Genomic DNA, 17,058 nt, shown 5'->3' with positions numbered 1-17,058 from the left:
CGGTGACGGACGCATCGACGGACCCGACCACCTACCCCGGGGCCCCGGCCGGACCGGTCCGGGACGCCGGCGACGGCGGCGACTTCGAGGTGCTGCGCGCCCGGCTCGCCGAGCAGGCCGCGGAGCTGGCGCGCCGCGCCGACGAACTCAACGGCCGCCGGCTGGCGGCGTTCGGTTCGACGGGGCTCCGGCTCCTCGGCGGCGCCAGTCTGGGCACCGTGGGCGACGGCGTCCTGCGCGACCTGGCCTGGGTCGGCGGGACGCTGGTCGCCGGCGGCAATCCCGCCCCGGGGGCGCCCGAAGAACATGCGGTGGGCGGGACGTTCAGCCTGCATCGCGGCAATGCCGCGGACGACGCGCCCGGTTTCGCGCACGCCGACGACGACCCGGGCCTCTTCACGGCCGCGGAGACCCGCCGGGACGTCGCGGAGCTGTTCCGCTACTACCGCGAGACCCGGCTGACCCGGCTGAACCAGGCCGGCGGCCTGCTGCTGGCGGTCTTCCGCGCCGGGCCGCGGGCGACCGATGTACGGGTGCTGCGCTGGCGGTTGGCGTCCGACGGGTCCGCGACGTACGTCGACGCGCGCGGGGAGCGCGACCACGTGCTCCCCGCACCGCACGACTTCGCGTGGACCGCCGCGACCCGCGACGACCACCGGCCCGGCCGCCACCCGCACATCGCCGTCGGCGGCGGGCTGTTCGTCTCCACCGTCGGCGGGACGCTGAGCGTCCGCACGGTCGACGACACCGAGACGGTGCGGGGCGAGATCCACCGCGAACCGGTCGACGAGCCGCTCCAGGCCCTCGCCGACGCCGACATCGCGCACGCCCGCGTCGGCACCCTGGTCCTGCTTCGCGTCCGCCCCTACAAAGAGGACACGTGGCGGTACCTGGTCCACGCGACGACCACCGGCAGGGTGGTCCGCCTCGACGGCATCGGGCAGGCCGCGCGGCGCCTGCCCGGGGACGACGGCATCGTCTTCCCCGGCGGCTACCACCTCGGAACCGGCGTCCACAAGGAGTTCGACACCGGCACCGGCGGCCTGGCCTTCGAGCACCAGGTCCGGTCGCCCAACGGCGAGGACACGCTGTACGTGTTCCGCGATCCCGAGCAGGGCCGCAGCCTGCTCCTGTCCTACAACTCGATCCGCAAGGAGATCGCCACCCCGCTGACGGGCCGCGGATCCGCGCTGCGGGACGACGGCATGCTGGTTCTCCTGCGCGGCGACGGCGAGCCCAAGCGCGTCCACCCGGTGCAGGTGTGGGCGACGCCGTACCGCTCCGAGGCGTTCGCCGCCGCCCAGCCTCCGGTCGCCGGGCCGCTCGGCCGCGTCGGCAACGCCGACCTGGTGCACGGCATCGCCGACAGCCACGCCGTCGCGCGGCTGGTGGAGGAATCCGGCACCACCACCGCCGCCTTCGAAGCCGTGCTGGCCGCGTGCGCCCGCGTCGCCGACCGCTACCACTGGCTCGACGACACCGGCCTCGGCGGCTTGGCCGAGCCGCTGGGCCGGCTCCGCGCGACCGCCGAACAGGTGCTGGCGGAGTTCCGGACGGTCCGGGAACTGACCCGGGCCGCCGAGGAGACGCTCGACCGGGAAGCCGCCCGGATCGCCGCCCTGGTGCGGCGCGTTCGCACCGACAACCCGCGCGGCGCCGAGGCCTGGATCGGCCGGCTCACCGAACTGCGCCGGGCCCTGGGCGGCCTGGCCTCCCTGGACGAGCTGCGCTACGGCGATCCCGACCGTGTCGCGGCACTGCGGACGGACCTGGCACACGAGCTGGCCACGGCCGGCCGACGCGCGGTGGCCTTCCTCGGCGAGCCCGACGCGCTGGCGGACCAACGCGAGGCCGTCGCCGAACTCGTCGCACAGGCGCAGGAGATCGCCACCGCGGCGGAAGGCGCGCCGATCGCCGGCGTCCTGGCCGACCTCGCCGACGGGCTCGACGTCGTCGCGGAAACCGTCGTCGACCTGGACTTCGCGGACGCCGCGGTGCGCACCGCGATCCTGGCCGACGTCGCCGACCTCCAAGGCAGCCTCGCCCGCGCCCGCGCGCTGCTGGACGCACGCCGCCGCGCCCTGGCGGAGGACGAGGGCCGGGCCGAATCCGCCGCCCAGTTCGCCCTGCTCGTGCAGACCGTCGCCACCGCCGTGGCCGCCGCCGACACACCGGAAGCGTGCGACGAGAGCCTGGCCCGGATCCTCCTGCGCATCGAGGACCTGGAAGGACGGTTCCCCGAACTCGACGAATTCGGCGACCGGCTCGCCGCCAAGCGCGACGAAGTCGCCGACGTCTTCGCCGCCCGCCGCCAGCACCTCCTCGACGAACGCGCCCGGCACACCGCTCGCTTGACCGAGGCGGCCGGCCGGATGCTGGACGGCGTCCGACGCCGCGCCGACGGCTGCCGGACGCTCGACGAGGTCGACGCCTACTTCGCCGCCGACCCGACGGTCGCGCGCCTCCACCGCACCATCGCCGAACTGCAGGACCTGGGCGAACGGATCGCCGCGGAGGAACTCGAAGGCCGCCTCAAGGCCGCCCGGCAGCAGGCCGCCCGCGCGTTGCGCGACCGGACCGACCTCGCCGACGCCGACGGCGGCACCGTCCGCCTGGGCCGGCACCGCTTCGCCGTGGCCCGGCAGAGCGTCAACCTCACCCTCGTCCCGCACGACGGACACCTCGCCTTCGCGCTGACCGGCACCGACTACCGGCGCCCGGTCACCGATCCGCGTATCGACGCCGTCCGGGAACTCTGGGACCAGACCCTTCCCTCCGAGTCCCCGGACGTGTACCGCGGCGAGTACCTCGCCGCGCGCCTGCTCGCCGACCACGGTCCGGCCGCGCTGACCGCACCCGGCCTCGACGTGCTGGTCCGGGACGCCGCGCAAGCGGCACACGACGAAGGCTACGAACGCGGCGTCCACGACCACGACGCCACCGCGATCCTCGCCGCGCTGCTGCGCCTGCACACCGCGGCCGGCCTGCTCCGCTACCCGCCCGGCGACCGCGCCGTCGCCCAACTGCTGTGGGCGCACGGCACCGACGACGACCTCCGGGACGAATGGACGTGGCGCGCCCGCTCCCTGGGCCAAGCCCGGGACGCCTTCGGGCCGTCCGTCGGCATCGCCGCGCTGCGACGGGAAATCGCCTCGGCCGTCGAGGCGTTCGCCGCCGACGCCGGCTTGCCTTCCGTCGCGGTCCCGACCCGCACCGCCGAGTACCTGGTCGAGGAACTGGCGGCCGACACCGCAGGATTCGTCACCGCCACCGCGGCCACGGCCCTGATCGACAAGTTCCGGCACACCGCGGGGAACGCGTACGACGAAGCCCTCGTCAACGTCCGGCGCCTCCCGGCCCGATGGCAGCTCGTCGAGGCATGGCTGGGCTCCTACGCCACGGCTTCCGGGCAGCCGGCCGCAGCCGGAGACCTCGCCGAGGCGGTGGCCGTCGAACTGTCCCCGCGGCTGCCGCGGTACGAACGCCCCGGCCCGGCACACGAGACCGTCGGCGGCCTGCTCGGCACCCATCCGCGCGTCCGACGTGGCGCGATCACCTTGCGCTTCGACGAAATCCTGGCACGCGTAGGCGACTTCCACGATCACCGGCGGCCCGCGTTCCGGGCCTACCAGACCCTGCGCGGCGAACTCGTCGCGGCGGAACGCGCCCGGCTACGGGTCGACGAGCACCGGCCGGCCGTCGTCACGACGTTCGTCCGCAACCGCCTCGTCGACGAGGTCTACCTGCCCCTGGTCGGCGACAACCTGGCCAAACAGCTCGGCTCCGTCGGCAGCGGCAAACGCACCGACTCGCACGGCTTGCTTCTGCTGATCTCCCCGCCTGGCTACGGCAAGACCACCCTGGTCGAGTACGTGGCCGAACGCCTCGGCATGCTGCTGGTCAAGATCGACGGACCGGCGCTCGGCCGGACGGTCACCTCGCTCGACCCGGCCGAAGCCCCCAACGCCACCGCGCGCCGGGAGATCGAGAAGATCAACTTCGCGGTGGAGGCAGGCAACAACGTCCTGCTCTACCTCGACGACATCCAGCACACCTCGCCCGAACTGCTCCAGAAGTTCATCCCGCTGTGCGACGCGACCCGGCGCATCGCGGGCGTCCGCGACGGCCGGGCGCACACGCACGACCTGCGCGGCAAGCGCTTCGCCGTGGTGATGTCCGGTAACCCGTACACCGAGGAAGGCAGGCGGTTCCGGGTCCCCGACATGCTCGCGAACCGGGCCGACGTGTGGAACCTCGGCGACGTCGTCACCGGGCGCCGCGACGTCTTCGAGCTGAGCTTCGTCGAGAACGCGCTGACCGCCAACCCCGTCCTCGCTCCGCTCGCCGAACGCGGCCGCGCCGACCTCGACCTGCTGCTGCGCTGGGCCGCCCGGCCGGACGAGCCGATCCGGCCCGACCTCCTCGACCACGCCACGGCACCGGCCGAACTCGACCGCATGCTCGCCGTCCTGCGGCTCCTCCGCGCGGCCCGCGACACGGTCCTCACGGTCAACGCCGCCTACATGGCCTCCGCCGCCCAGTCCGACAGCGCGCGTACGGAGCCGCCGTTCCTGCTGCAGGGCTCCTACCGCAACATGAACCGCATCGCCGAACGCCTCGTCCCGGCCATGGACACCACCGAACTGGCGGCCCTGATCACCGGCCACTACACCGCCGAGGCCCAAACCCTGGCCGGGGACGCCGAAGCCAACCTCCTCAAACTCGCCGAACTCCGCGGCGTACTCACCGCGGAACAGCAGATCCGCTGGGAGCGGGTCAAGGAGGCGTACGGGGCGTCGGGGCCCGCATGACATTTCAAAAATTACGCAACTATGCAATAGTTTCGTCCTGATCTCTTGCCGCCGTGATCCGTCGGTCCAAGGCCGGGCCGCTCGTGCTGAAGGTCGACGCCCGCAACGAGGCGTTCGTCGACGCCGACGCGGTCGTCGCGTGGACGGTCGGCCTCAGCACCCGCATGGAGGCGCAGACCGTCGGCTCGCGGGTCTGGCGGCGCCGCGGCGGCACCGGCGAGGGCTGGAACATGTGCTTCATCGGCGAGGGCTACGTCGTGGTCCAGCCCCACGAGCCGGCCGACCCCGCGGAATACGCGGCCCGCGGGCTGCCGTACGGCATGGGGTCGAGCGGGTACCGCGGCAACCGGTGGGGAAGCTGACCGGGCCACCGCACGGCCCCCGCCCCGACGCGGAGCGCGCGTCGGACGCGACACACCGGCCCGGGTACTGTGCAGGGCCGTAACCGAAGCCGAAGAAGCCGCGGAGGCGCCATGACGGACAGCCGGCAGCAAGGGCCGCGCCGCGGCAAAGGCATGCTCGAGGCCGAGGTCCTGGCGCTGCTCTGGACGTCGACGACGCCGCGCACCGCGCACTGGGTTCAGGTCGAACTCGGCGGTCAGCTGGCGTACAGCACGGTGGTGACGATTCTGTCGCGGCTGTACGAGAAGGGTTCGCTGAGCCGGGTGCGGGAGGGGCGGGCGTACGCGTACCTTCCGGTGGCCGACGAGGCGGGTCTCGCGGCCCGCCGGATGTGCAAGGTGCTGGACCAGGAGAGCGACCGTACGGCCGTGCTGGCCAGCTTCGTCTCCGAGCTGTCCGCCGAAGACGAAGAGACGCTGCGGCTCCTGCTGGAGCGCATCGACGGCCCCGCCGAAGCGGGCCACCACGAGGGCTGAAACGTGCGCTTCGCGGTCTACCTGCCGATGATCCTGCCCCTGTCGGCGCTCCCCGTCGCCCGGCTGGCGGTCGATCACCTCCACCCGCGCACCGCCACGCGCCTGCTGACCGGCGTCGCGGCGGTGCTGGCGCTGTGCAGTACGTGGTGCGTCGCGCTGCTGGTGATCGTCGGCTCCGCCCAGGTGCCGGGGAACCCGCTGCCGGACGGCTGGGGGGATCCCGGCGTACGCGACGCCGTGCCGCACGTCCGGCTCTTCGGCAGCCTCGCGATGGTGGTGCTCAGCGTGGTGGTGACGGCGTCCGCGGCCATGCTGCTGCGCGACCGGCGGGTACGCCGCCGGGCCCGCGCCGCCATAGCCGCGCTGCCGGACGCGGGGGGCCTGGTCGTCATCCCGGACGAACGCCCGTATGCCTACGCCCTGCCCGGGCGCGAACCCCGCGTCGTGGCCACCACGGCGATGCTGGCCTGCCTCACGCGCGACGAACGACGTGCGCTGATCGCCCACGAGCACGCGCACCTCGCCGGACGCCATCACGTCTTCCTGACCGTGTCCCGCCTCGCCGCCGTGAGTCACCCGCTGCTGCGGCCGCTGCGCACCGCCATCGCGTACACCGTCGAACGCTGGGCCGACGAGGACGCGGCGGCTGCGGTCGGGGACCGCACGGTCACCGCGCGGGCGGTGGGCAAAGCCGCGCTGTCGGCGGCGAAGTCCGGGGCTCCCGCGGCGTCCGCGCTTCCGGCGTTCGCCGCCCGGGGCCCGGTCCCGCGCCGGGTCGCCGCACTGCTCGGCCCACCTCCGACGTCGGCATGGCCGGCCCCGGCGTCCCCGACGGGCTTCGCGGCCATCGTGGCCGCGGCAGGCACGACCGTGTCGGTGTGCGCGACGGCGAACGCGGCATTCGCGTTGTTCGTGATCCTCAAGGCGTCCACAGCGTTGTAGCCGTCTGCGGAACAGCCATGTGCCGCACCGCATGCGGGTTCCGAGCCCCGGGGACCGCTGACACCTTCGCCACGGGTCGACGCGCCCGCCCGGTCCCGCGTGTCCGGGGCGCGTTCGGGTCGTTAGCCCGACTGTCCGGGTCGGTTATCGAGGAGGGCGGGGGCCTGTGGTTTCCGAGACCGTGCGGACCGCGCGGCATTGGGGGTTCACGTACCGGGTGCGGGTGCGGGCGGGTGACGAGTCGGCGTTGGCGCCGATCCTCCTGCTGGGCGGGGCGTTTCAGGACATGTACTCGTGGCGGCGCCATGAGGAGCTGCTGGTCCGTCACGCGGATGTCGTCACCGTGGATCTGCCCGGCTGGGGTGCGGCGGATCACCTGCCGGCCGACGTCGGGATGGACTTCCTTGCCGAGACCGCGGCGCATGCGTTGGACCAAGTCGGGTTGCGGCGTGTCAACTTGGTCGGCTGTTCGTACGGGTCGCTGATCGCGCACCGGTTCGCCCAGCGGTACCCGGAGCGCGTGGTGCGCCTCGCTCTCAACGGAGTGGCGACCGGCCTGACATCGGAGGAGCAGCGCACCCTGGAGGGACTGGTGCGGCGCCTTCCGGACTGCGATGGACGGGAGTTCGCGGAAGCCGTCACGGAGCTCCTGTCGCCCGTGCTGCCCGGGCGTCCGGTCCGCCGGGGTGAGGTCATCCGGCAGGTGCTGACCGCCCGCCTGTCGGGGCTCACGGCGGATGCCCGGCGGAAGTTCGCCAGCAACACGATGCGGCTCTGCACCGACGTGCTGCTGGAGCCGCACCCGGCTCCGGCGGTTCCCACGGTCGTGGTCAGCGGGGCCCAGGACACCTTCACCACGCCGGAGCACGGGCACCGGCTCGCGCTCGTGTACCCGCATGCGGCGTGTCTCACCATCGGCGAAGCAGACCATCTGCTTCTGCTGCAACGCGACGTGGAGTTCTGCGAGTTGATCGTCGCGCATTTCCGCGGCGGACGAACGGACGAGCTGCCGTTCTGCGTTCCGTGCCCCCGAGGACACGAGGAAGACCGTTGAGCGGCGTACCCCGAGCGCCCCAGGCACACCGGTGGACCGCGGGAGCGGGCGCGTGTCTTCTCGCCGTGGTCGGACCCGCCGTACCCGAGGCGGCCGCCGAGACCGGGGTGCAAGGGGCGGTGTCCGCCGCGGTGTCCCCGGTGGCCGGGGCCGTGTCCGACACCGTGTTCCACGTGCCCGGCGCCCACCAGCGGATCGCGATGCCGGACGGCACGGTTCTCAGCGCCCGCGTCTACGCGCCGCACCGCGCCCCCGGGGAGACCGGCCGACCCCCGCTGCTGGTCATGCCGGCCGCGAGCTACCTCGGCGAGGACTGGTACACCTTCGAGGCACCGCGCTACGCGGCCGCCGGCTACCTGGTCGTCGCCTACGCCGAACGCGGCATCGGAGGATCGACGGGATACCTCGACTTCGCGGGCTCCCGCGACATCGACGACCTCAGCCGGATCGTCGACTGGGCGGTCGACTCCGCGCACGCCGACCCGGCGCGGGTCGGCGTCTACGGCTGCTCCTACGGGGCGTCCGTCGGCCTCCAAGCGGCAGCGGTCGACCCGCGGATCAAAGCGGTGGCCGCGTTCAACGGGTGGACCGACTTCTTCCGGGCCTTCTACACCCACGACACCGAGCACGAACTGAGCGCATGGTTCCACGTGCTGGCAGCGCGGGCCGTCGAGCGGCCCGCGCCCGACCTGGCCGCCGGATACCGGGAGTTCCTCCGCGGGAACAGCGCGGCGGCCCGCCAAACGCTGCAGACGGACGACCGCTCCGTGAACCGCCGGGTGGCCGGGCTCAACGCGAACGGCACCGCGGTGTTCATGGTGAACAACTGGTACGACACGGGCGTCGCCGCACCCGACCAGATCGCCGAGTTCTTCGACGCGCTGACGGTGCCCAAGTATCTGGAAATGCGGCCGGGCGAGCACGCCGAAGCCATGCCGTCCTGCCTGGCGGCGACGCTCGATGCCGTGTGCGACCGTGCCCGCGAATGGCTCGACCTCCACGTCCTCGGTCGGCCGACCGGCATGGCCGACGCGGCTCCGCTCGCCGTCCGGCCGCGCACGGCCGGGCCCGACGAGTCCTACCCGTCCTGGCAGGCGATGGCCGCCTCCACGGCAACTCCCGCTCCCACCCTGCCCGGTGGCAGCCGCACGATAGCGACCGGACGCGACTCGGGGGCCGACGCGGGCATCCCCGTGGTCTCGCCCGCGCTCGACAAACGCGGGCTGCCGCCGACCGTCGTCATGCCGCTGCTCTCGCCGACCGCCGCGGCGGTGTGGCAGTCCGAGCCCACGACCGTGCCGTGGCGGGTGCGCGGAACGCCCCGGGTCACGCTGAGCGTGACGCCGAGCGCCGCCACCGGCACGTTCTTCGCCTACCTCTACGACGTCGACGCGCTCGGTGTGGGGCGCTTGGTCACCCACACGCCCTACACCTTCCGGGACCGGACGCCCGGTGTGCCCTTCACCGTCGACACGGACTTCACCGCGACTGCCTACACCGTCCCCTCCGGCCACCGGGTCGCCTTGGTGATCGACAGCGCCGACCTCCTGTACCGGGCACACAACCCGTCCGGGGCGCGGATCGCCTTCGCCGATCCGCGCCTCGGCTGGTGACCGGCGGCTTCGCTCAGAGGGTGTGCTTCGTACGCACAACCACGGTGTCGTACGTGCGGGACACCGCGAGGTGGTGGCGGCGTCCGGTCCGGTCGAGGCCGGAGCGCAGGTCGTCGGCCACCGTGACCGTGGACGGGTGGGTGCCGGTCAGGCGGGCGATGTGCTCCTTGGCGGCGATGTGTTCGAGGTGGTCGGCGAGCCTGGATCCCGGCGGCAGACCCCACGCCGGTGCCAGCGCGCCGGGCAGCCAGTCGACCCGATCGGCGTCGGCGGCGGTCAGGTGTGTCGCGGTGCCTGCCGTCGTGGACAGGGACAGTTCAGGGACCGCGCACCGCCGGGTGAGGAAGTTCCGACGGTCGGTCGGGGAGACGCGGGAGAACGGCCCCGTCGGGAGCAGTACGCTGCCGAACCGCAGGGCCGCGAGCACCCGTTCGCCCACGCACAGCTGTACGTCGACGAGGAGCGGCGGTGCGCCGTCGGCGGCGTCGGGTGCGAAGGCGGCGAGGCGGGCTTCGACGTCGACGGGTCCGTGGTCCGGGAGTTCTCCGTGGACTTCGAGAGTGTGCAGGTGCAGCGGGTAGCCGACCGTGTCCGGCCCGATCTCGGGCACCCACCGCCACAGGCTCGCGTGCGGGACGGCCTGGACGGCGGCGTCCAGCAGCCCCTGGTGGAGGCGGCCTCGGGGGACGGTTCCGCGCCCGGCGTCGAGCACGGCCGACGATCCGGTGGAGCCGATGCGCAGGGAGGCCAGGTAGCGGAATGCGGGCCCGTGGAACAGCTCCCCGGACGCGTAGGGATCGGGCTGGGGTTCGGCGTCCGGCAGCGGGGCGAAGCGCTCCGGACCAGGACCGGTCCGCTCGCCGACGACCACGGTCGCGGTCGCCACGTCGTCGAAGCGGGAGAGGCCGGATGCGGCCGCCTTCCGCCAGACGGAGAGCGTCACGGCCGGGGTGTCCGCTCCCGAGGCGGTGCGGACGCGCAGGCGGACGGGACCGCCGGTCGGGATCCAGCGGCGCAGCCGGACGTCGCGCACGGCGACGACCTCCCGGCCGGTCCGGCGTGCGGCTCCCTCGGCGAGGAGGTCGACCACGGACATCAGGGGAAGCGCGGGCAGCGTGTACGTCGGGCAGTGGTCTGCCAGCCAGGTGTCGGCGGCCGGGTCCAACGTGATGTCGTCGGCTGCTTCGGGCACTTCGGCCGCCTCGCGTGCCTCGCGTGCCTCGCGTGCCTCGGACGCCCGAAGTGGCGCGGTGCCCGGCACGACCCGCATGCCGATGCCGTGTACTTCGTAGATGCAGGTGTCGTCGCCCCAGAGCCGGGCGTCGCCGACCGCGTACGGGCCGCGCTCGTCGGTGCCGACGTCCCGGATCTCCATCTCCACCCGGATGGTCCGGTTCTCCGGGGTGATCTGGCCGCGGTATTTCCAGGTCAGCTCGCGGCCGAGCATGACGGGCTCGAACCGGGGGTGGGGGATGCCCGCGGCGAGGCCCCGTTCGATCACGTAGAACTGGAGGAGCTGGCACATGGCTTCGACACCCAGCGAACCCGGTTGGACGGGGTCCTGGAAGAAGTGCGCCTTGAAGAACCACTCGGCGGGGTCGACGTCCTTCTCGGACCGGAGCCGCCCGAGTCCCGCTTCGCCCGCGTCCGGCCAGTAGCCGGTCACCCGGTCGAGCATGAGGAGCATCGGGTCCGGGAGCCGGGCGGGTCCGGCGAAGTAGCGGGCCGGGCGGGCGGTGAGGTCGACGGCGAAGTCGCAGGGCGCGTCCAGGTCCCCGCGCCGGGCGGCGGTGACCGGGAGCCCCGGCTGGCCGGCGAACGCGCTGGGCGGGAAGTACCCGAACCCGGTGGACATCGTGAAGACCTCGGTGTCGTCCGCGAAGCAGCGCACGGCGAACGCCACGATGGTCATTCCGCCGCTGCGGGAGATTCCGGTGAGTTCGGCTTCGGTGCGCACCGTGCGGGTGTCCGGGGTGATTTCCCCGGTGAGGGTGCCGGTGCCGTCGAGGTTGCGGAAGAGCAGTTCGGTGTCGGCGGTCAGCGGGCACCCGGCGTAGCAGGCCAGCCACCCGCACGGCTGGAGGGCGATTTCCATGAGCACCGCGAACGGCATCACCGCGGCACCGTTCTGCTCGAAGAACCACACCTCGTCCGGGACGTCGTACTCGGCGACGACACGGAGGCCCTCGCGCAGGGAGTTCTGCTCGCCGTGCGTCGCGAGGATGCGGGTCATGAAGTGGTAGGGCGGGCCGGGCAGCCGGGCGATGCGCTGCGTGCCGTCGTCGAAGCGGCGGAGACCCGGGCCGAAAGCGTCGCTCGGCTTGCCCCACGCGCACGCGAGGAGGGACGCGTAGTCGAAGGCGAACCCGTCGGACACGGCCACGGGCTTGGCCTCGCGGTGGGCGGCCAGTCCGCCGAGGGCGGTGAGCGGCACCGGGGTGCCACTGATCTGCTCCCGGCGCGCGCCGAGGCCGCGCCAGTGCTCCAGCGGCCAGTCGGGCACCAGGCGCAGGGCGATGTCCTCGCCGTGGAAGGCTTTGACGCCGTCGACGGTGCCGAGCACGTCGGCGTACAGCGTCGGGTACGGCCCCGCGGAGACGCCGCGGACGAAGACCTCGTAGGTGACGTTCCGGCTGTCCGGGGTGGCCTGGCCGCGGCAGCGGGCGGCGGAGGTGCGCCCGGGGACCACGTCGAAGCGCCAGCCGTCCTTGTCCGCGGTCAGCCCGAGTGCGGCCATGTGGAAGGCCATGGCCTGGATGCCGCCTTGCAGCATCAGGGTCCCGGGCATGCACGGGTCGTTCTTGAAGTGCCCGGCGAAGAACCAGTCGTCGGCGGAGACGGGGCTGGTGGCGCAGAGGTAGCCGCGTCCCCAGGGGCCGCCGGACGGGTCGAACTCCGCGATCTCGCGGAGGAAGAGCATGCGGCCGGCGTCGATGCGCGGTGAGCGGACGTGCGCGCGGGTGGCGTCCCAGGCGGGTCCGAAGCAGTCGGCGGGGCGGCCTTCGGCGAACGCGCGCACCTGGTCGGCCGTGAAACGCGATGAACCGGGCTTCAGTGCCGGCGGATCCAGCGGAAGGTCGAACACCGGGCGGGAGGCCCGCGGATCCCAGCGCACGCCGTCGGCGTCGGCGAGTTCGGCCTTCGTGAAGAAGCCGGCCTGGCCGTTCCGGACGCTCAGCCGCAGTTCGCCGTCGACGTGGCAGTCGTAGTGGAAGAAGAACAGCCGCACGTCGCCGTGCTGGGCGTGGCCGTCGATGTGGATGTCGTAGCGGAGGGTTTCCCCCGCCCGCGGGCGCTCACCGTGGTAGGTCAGGTCGCAGCCCAGGAGCCGGTAGGCGCGTTCGCCGCGGTTGAGCAGGTCGACGCCGAGCCAGCTGATCAGCAGGAGGTCGGCCTGCCCGGCCTCGATCATCAGGCCGGCGGGGATGCGGCCGGTGGCGTCGAGGTACCAGCTGTCGGGCCGGACGTCCGTCTCGGTCCGGATGGTGCCGGTGGCGTGCTCGGGGCCGAGTTCCGCGAGCGCGGCCGGTACGGCGTCGATGCCCGTGACGCGGTCGGCGAGGAGCATCGGCGGCTCCGGCATGCGGGTCTGCACGGCGTACCCGTCCTGCGGGGCGAACGCCGGTCCGAACAGGTCCGAGACGCGCCCCGACGCGAGGTGTTCCAGCTGCGCGCGGTCGAAGGCCGGTCCGGATCGGGCTTCCGGGTGTTGGTCCGCAACCAGGTCCCGGGGCGGGGAGGGCAGCGCCGTCTTCGGCGCGACGGCGGGCGGCGTCTGATGCGGCACGAGGGCCGCGGACGGCCCGCTCCGGCGGGCCAGCGCGGCGGCCATCCGCTGCCGGGATTCCAGGAACGCCGTGTGCACGGCGACTTGTTCGGCGAGTGCGGTGCGGTGCAGGGCGGTCACCTGGTGGCTGAGCCGCGCCACCAGGGTGCGCATGTCGGCGCCGACGGGCGGCATGTCGGGACGCGGAGTGCCGGTGGCCGCAGCGGTGGTGGCTGCGGTGGCGGGCGCCGCCGCTTGCACGGTGACCGGTGCGAGGACGGGTGCCCGCGGCAGCGTCACCGGGGGATGGTCGAGTGCGGGCAAGGTGACCTTCCAATGCGCGGGTACGTCGACGGTGGGGATCGCGGGGCCTGGTTCGGATGCGGATGCGGCAAGTGCGCCGAGGAGCGGGCTCGTTCGGACCGGCACACCGGCCACGGCCAACTCCGCCGCGGCGAAACGCAGTTGCCGCATCCCCGAGCCGTGCGGATTGTCGAGGGCGACCGCGACGTGCTCGCGGTCGCCGAGGATCCGTTTGATCCAGCCGGTGCACAGGCCGCGCGGTCCGTGTTCGACGAAGACGCGGACGCCGTCCCGCCAGGCCCGGTCGACGGTGGCCGCGAAGTCGATGGTGCCGAGCCCCTGTGCGGTGACCGCGTCGGCGGCGTGCTCGGCCGTGGCGTGGTACCAGGTCGCCGTCGCCGCGCTGTAGAACCGGACGTCGGGGACGGCGGCGGTCGGCCGGTGGTGCAGCGTCCACCACGCGTCGCGGACTTCGGCGAGTTCCGGTGCGTGCGCGGCCAAGTCGTAGTCGAGCGGTACCGCGCGGCCCGCGCCGAGGCGGTCGACGACGGCGGCGCACGCGCGTGCTTCGCCGCCGACGACGCACACGTCCGGTGCGTTGACGGCCATCAGGTGGACCGCGGGTTCGTGGGCGACGGCCGCGCGGACGTGGTCGGCGGGCAGGGCGACCAGGTAGCTTGCCCAGCGCTCGCCGGGGACGCCGAGCCGTTGCCAGGCGCGGCGGACCGCCCGGATTTCACCGGTGAGTTCGGTGGTGAACAGGCCGCCGCGGCAAGTGTCTTCGTACAGGGAAGCGGCGTCCGGCCATGCGCCGAGGGCGACGAGGGCCGCGGACTCGCCCGAGGAGTAGCCGATCGCGGCGTCCGGACGCAGGCCGAGGACGTTCCGGGAGATCGCGGTGTGGACGGCGGCGAGCCGCGCGGCGCCCCAGATCTGCCGCAGCACCCCTGTGGGGTCGTCGCCGGATGGTGGCGCAACTGCCGCGGCGTGCGCGGGGAAGGCCGCCGCCAGTTCGGTGCCCATGCCCGGGTAGGACGCCGAGCCGTTCGTGTAGACGAAAGCGGTCTCCCCGACCACGGGCTTGTCGCGGTACAGCACACCGGGCGGCGGGGGTCCGCCCTCGACGAGCCACCGTCGTGCCGCGGGCACGAGGACGGACGGATCTCCGTCGCCGACCAGGGCCAGCCGGGCGGGCCCGTCGTCCGATTCCCGGCCCGCGTCGAGTGCGGCGAGGACGTCCTGCCGGTCCCGGCCGGAGAACACGGCCGTCCGCGGGGTCGCCGCGACCGCGGGCGGCCGTGCGTCGGCGGCGCGCAGCCGCACCCGCACGGACGGTGCGCCGAGCGGGGACACCGTGACGTCGGCGGTGTCCAGCGCGGGGTCGGGCTCCGCGGGGCCGTCCGGGCGCGGCCGCGCCCGGTGCTCCAAGGCCGTCGCGGCGACGGCGACGCACAGCAGGCCGTGGCAGGCGTGGGCCCGGCCGAGGAGCTCGCCGGGGTCGAAGGCGGTGCCGTCGCCGATCCGGAGGTCCGCCTCGGCGGACGCGTCGGCATCGTCGAGGACGGCGATGACACGGTCGCCGTCCCGCCGCGCGTCGTCAAGGCGCTTGAGGACGGTCACGACGGCCGCGTCGCCGCAGGCGGCTTCCCGCCCCAACTCCCGCAGCGCGGCCTGGTGGACGGGTTCGCACGACAGGTCGACCGCGCCCACCACCGCGGCGTCCGCCTCGCCTGCCCGCAGCGCACGTGCGGCAAGCTCCAGCGCCACCAGACCGGACGCCTCCTCGGCCGAGACGGTGAAGCCGGGACCGGCCAGGTCCAGTTGGGTGTTGATGCGGTTCGCCACCAGGTTCGGCAGACTCCCGACGACCCGCTCCGCGACCATGGGCGGCGAGAAGGCGCCGCGTACCCGTTCGACGAGGTCCGGGTCCGTTCCGAGTCCGGCCTCCGCGAGCCAGGACGGCGAACGCCACCGGGCGGCGGCCCCGGCGATCTCCGGTTCGACGCCGCTTCCGATCACGACCACGGTGGTCTCCCGCGGCAGCGCGACGTCGCGGGCGGCCTCTCGCGCGGCTTCCAGGACGAGGAGCTGCCGGGGCATGGTCTGCGCGACGGCGACCGGCGGGAAGCACAGGCCGGGCAGGGCGACACCGACGGTGTCCGCGCCGCGGCGCCGGTCTCCGCCGAGGACGGCCCGGCGGAAGTCGTCGGTGTCGCGGCCGTCGCCGACCCGGGTGGCGACGGAGACGACGGCGATGGGGACGCGCGCGGGGAGATCCGCGGGAACGCGGGCGGGAACCGGCGCGAGGTCGGTCCGGTGTCCCGGAGCCGCCCGCCGGACCGGCGCGCCGGCGCGCCCGCCGTCCCAGGCGTCGACGATCAGGTGCGCGTTCGTGCCGCCGAAGCCGAAGGCGCTGACGGCCGCTCGGCGCGGCCCGTGCCACGGCTCCGTTTCCCGGACGAGCCGGAGCGGCGTCCCGTCCAGTGCGGCCGCCGGTTCGTCGGCGCCGAGTGTCGGCGGACGTACTCCGGCGTGCATCGCCCCCAGGACCTTGAGCAGTCCGCCCGCACCGGCCGGGGCCAGCAAGTGGCCGACGTTGGACTTGACCGAGCCGATCGGCACGTCGGCGCAGTCCGCGAAGACCCGTGCCATGCCGCGCGCTTCGACGGCGTCGCCGACGGGTGTCCCGGTCGCGTGGCACTCGACGAGCGACACCGTCGCGGGCGCGACCCCGGCCGCGGCGTACGCCAGGCGCATCGCCCGTTCCTGGCCTTCCTCGGCGGGGCTGAGGAGCCCGCCCGCGCGGCCGTCGTTGGACATGCCGATCCCGCGGATCACCCCGAGGACGGGCGCACCCGCCCCGACGGCGTCGCGCAGCCGCATGAGGGCCACGAATCCCGCGCCTTCGCCGGGCACCAGGCCGTCGGCGTCCCGGTGGAACGGCCGGCTGCGGCCGGTGCGGCTGACCGCGGACAACCCGCAGAAGCCGACGTGCAGGAACAGGTTGTCCACGCGGTTGACGGCGCCCGCCACCATGAGGTCCGCCGTGCCGTCGTGCAGCCGGTCGCAGGCCAGCTTGACCGCGTACAGCGACGACGCGCACGCGGCGTCGAGCGCGAACGCCCCGGCGCCCAGCCCGAGGGCCTCGGCCGCGAAGTGCGCAGGGAGCCCCGAGGAGAACCGGTTGCGCGCGTCCGGCCGGGCGCGCCGATCGGCCCGCAGCAGCGCCTCATGCGCCTCGGACAACCACACGTGCTCGGCGAAGGCCGACCCGGCGCCGGTGGGATACGACAGGTTCCCCAGCACGAGGCCGGCTCGCGGCATCGGCTCGTGGTATCCCGCCTCGCGCAGCGCCTGCCGTGCGCCGTGCAGCACCCAGAGGAAGGCGGGGTCGAGGCCGACGAAGCGTTCCGGGTCGACGAAGAAGCCGTCCGGGTCGAAGACTTCGTCGAATCCGGTGACGTAACCGCCGATGTCGTTCCAAGTGCGGTCGAGGTGGTCGTCGACCGTCCCCATGACCAGGTCGTGCGGCACCCGCCAACGCTCCCGCGGCACCGGGGCGAGACTGCACCGGCCCGCGGCGACGTTGTCCCAGAACGCGTCCGGGCCGAGGGCGCCGGGAAGGACGCACCCCCGCCCCACGACGGCGATCGGCTCGAATCCCACACCACTCTCTTTCCACGCGGGCACG

Annotated in this window: 7 protein-coding genes; 6 read left to right on the top strand and 1 reads right to left on the bottom strand. The window is 73.9% G+C overall.

What is annotated here, in order from left to right:
- Positions 1 to 2 precede the first annotated feature (2 nt).
- The 6 genes from ABEA93_RS09090 to ABEA93_RS09065 all read left to right on the top strand — a co-directional run bounded on the left by ABEA93_RS09090 (position 3) and on the right by ABEA93_RS09065 (position 9,298).
- Positions 3 to 4,811 carry a DNA repair ATPase gene (locus ABEA93_RS09090; protein WP_425584879.1) on the top strand — a complete coding sequence of 1,603 codons (4,809 nt, stop codon included), beginning with the start codon at positions 3 to 5 and terminating at the stop codon, positions 4,809 to 4,811.
- Positions 4,812 to 4,864: 53 nt separating this feature from the next.
- Positions 4,865 to 5,173: an AIM24 family protein gene (locus ABEA93_RS09085; protein ID WP_345674844.1), complete on the top strand. Its 309-nt coding sequence runs from the start codon at positions 4,865 to 4,867 to the stop codon at positions 5,171 to 5,173.
- Between the two features lie 111 nt (positions 5,174 to 5,284).
- Positions 5,285 to 5,689, top strand: a complete 405-nt coding sequence (locus ABEA93_RS09080; protein WP_345674843.1) for a BlaI/MecI/CopY family transcriptional regulator — start codon at positions 5,285 to 5,287, stop codon at positions 5,687 to 5,689.
- Positions 5,690 to 5,716: 27 nt separating this feature from the next.
- Positions 5,717 to 6,631, top strand: coding sequence for a M56 family metallopeptidase (locus tag ABEA93_RS09075; RefSeq protein ID WP_425584884.1), 915 nt, complete (start codon positions 5,717 to 5,719; stop codon positions 6,629 to 6,631).
- A 166-nt stretch (positions 6,632 to 6,797) separates the two neighbouring features.
- Positions 6,798 to 7,685 (top strand): alpha/beta fold hydrolase, encoded by an 888-nt coding sequence (locus ABEA93_RS09070; RefSeq protein WP_345674841.1) that lies wholly within the window; start codon positions 6,798 to 6,800, stop codon positions 7,683 to 7,685.
- Positions 7,682 to 9,298: a CocE/NonD family hydrolase gene (locus tag ABEA93_RS09065; RefSeq protein WP_345674840.1), complete on the top strand. Its 1,617-nt coding sequence runs from the start codon at positions 7,682 to 7,684 to the stop codon at positions 9,296 to 9,298. The genes ABEA93_RS09070 and ABEA93_RS09065 overlap by 4 nt, the downstream gene beginning before the upstream one ends.
- 13 nt (positions 9,299 to 9,311) lie before the next feature.
- On the opposite strand, the gene ABEA93_RS09060 is transcribed toward ABEA93_RS09065, so the two are convergent.
- Entirely contained in the window at positions 9,312 to 17,033 is a 7,722-nt protein-coding gene (locus tag ABEA93_RS09060) for a beta-ketoacyl synthase N-terminal-like domain-containing protein (protein WP_345674839.1), read from the bottom strand.
- Positions 17,034 to 17,058 lie beyond the last annotated feature (25 nt).

Origin of the sequence: Yinghuangia aomiensis (assembly GCF_039542225.1) — a bacterium.
Classification (GTDB): domain Bacteria; phylum Actinomycetota; class Actinomycetes; order Streptomycetales; family Streptomycetaceae; genus Yinghuangia; species Yinghuangia aomiensis.
The sequence above is the reverse complement of the archived record's forward strand: the minus strand, read 5'-3'. Positions and strand labels throughout refer to the sequence as shown.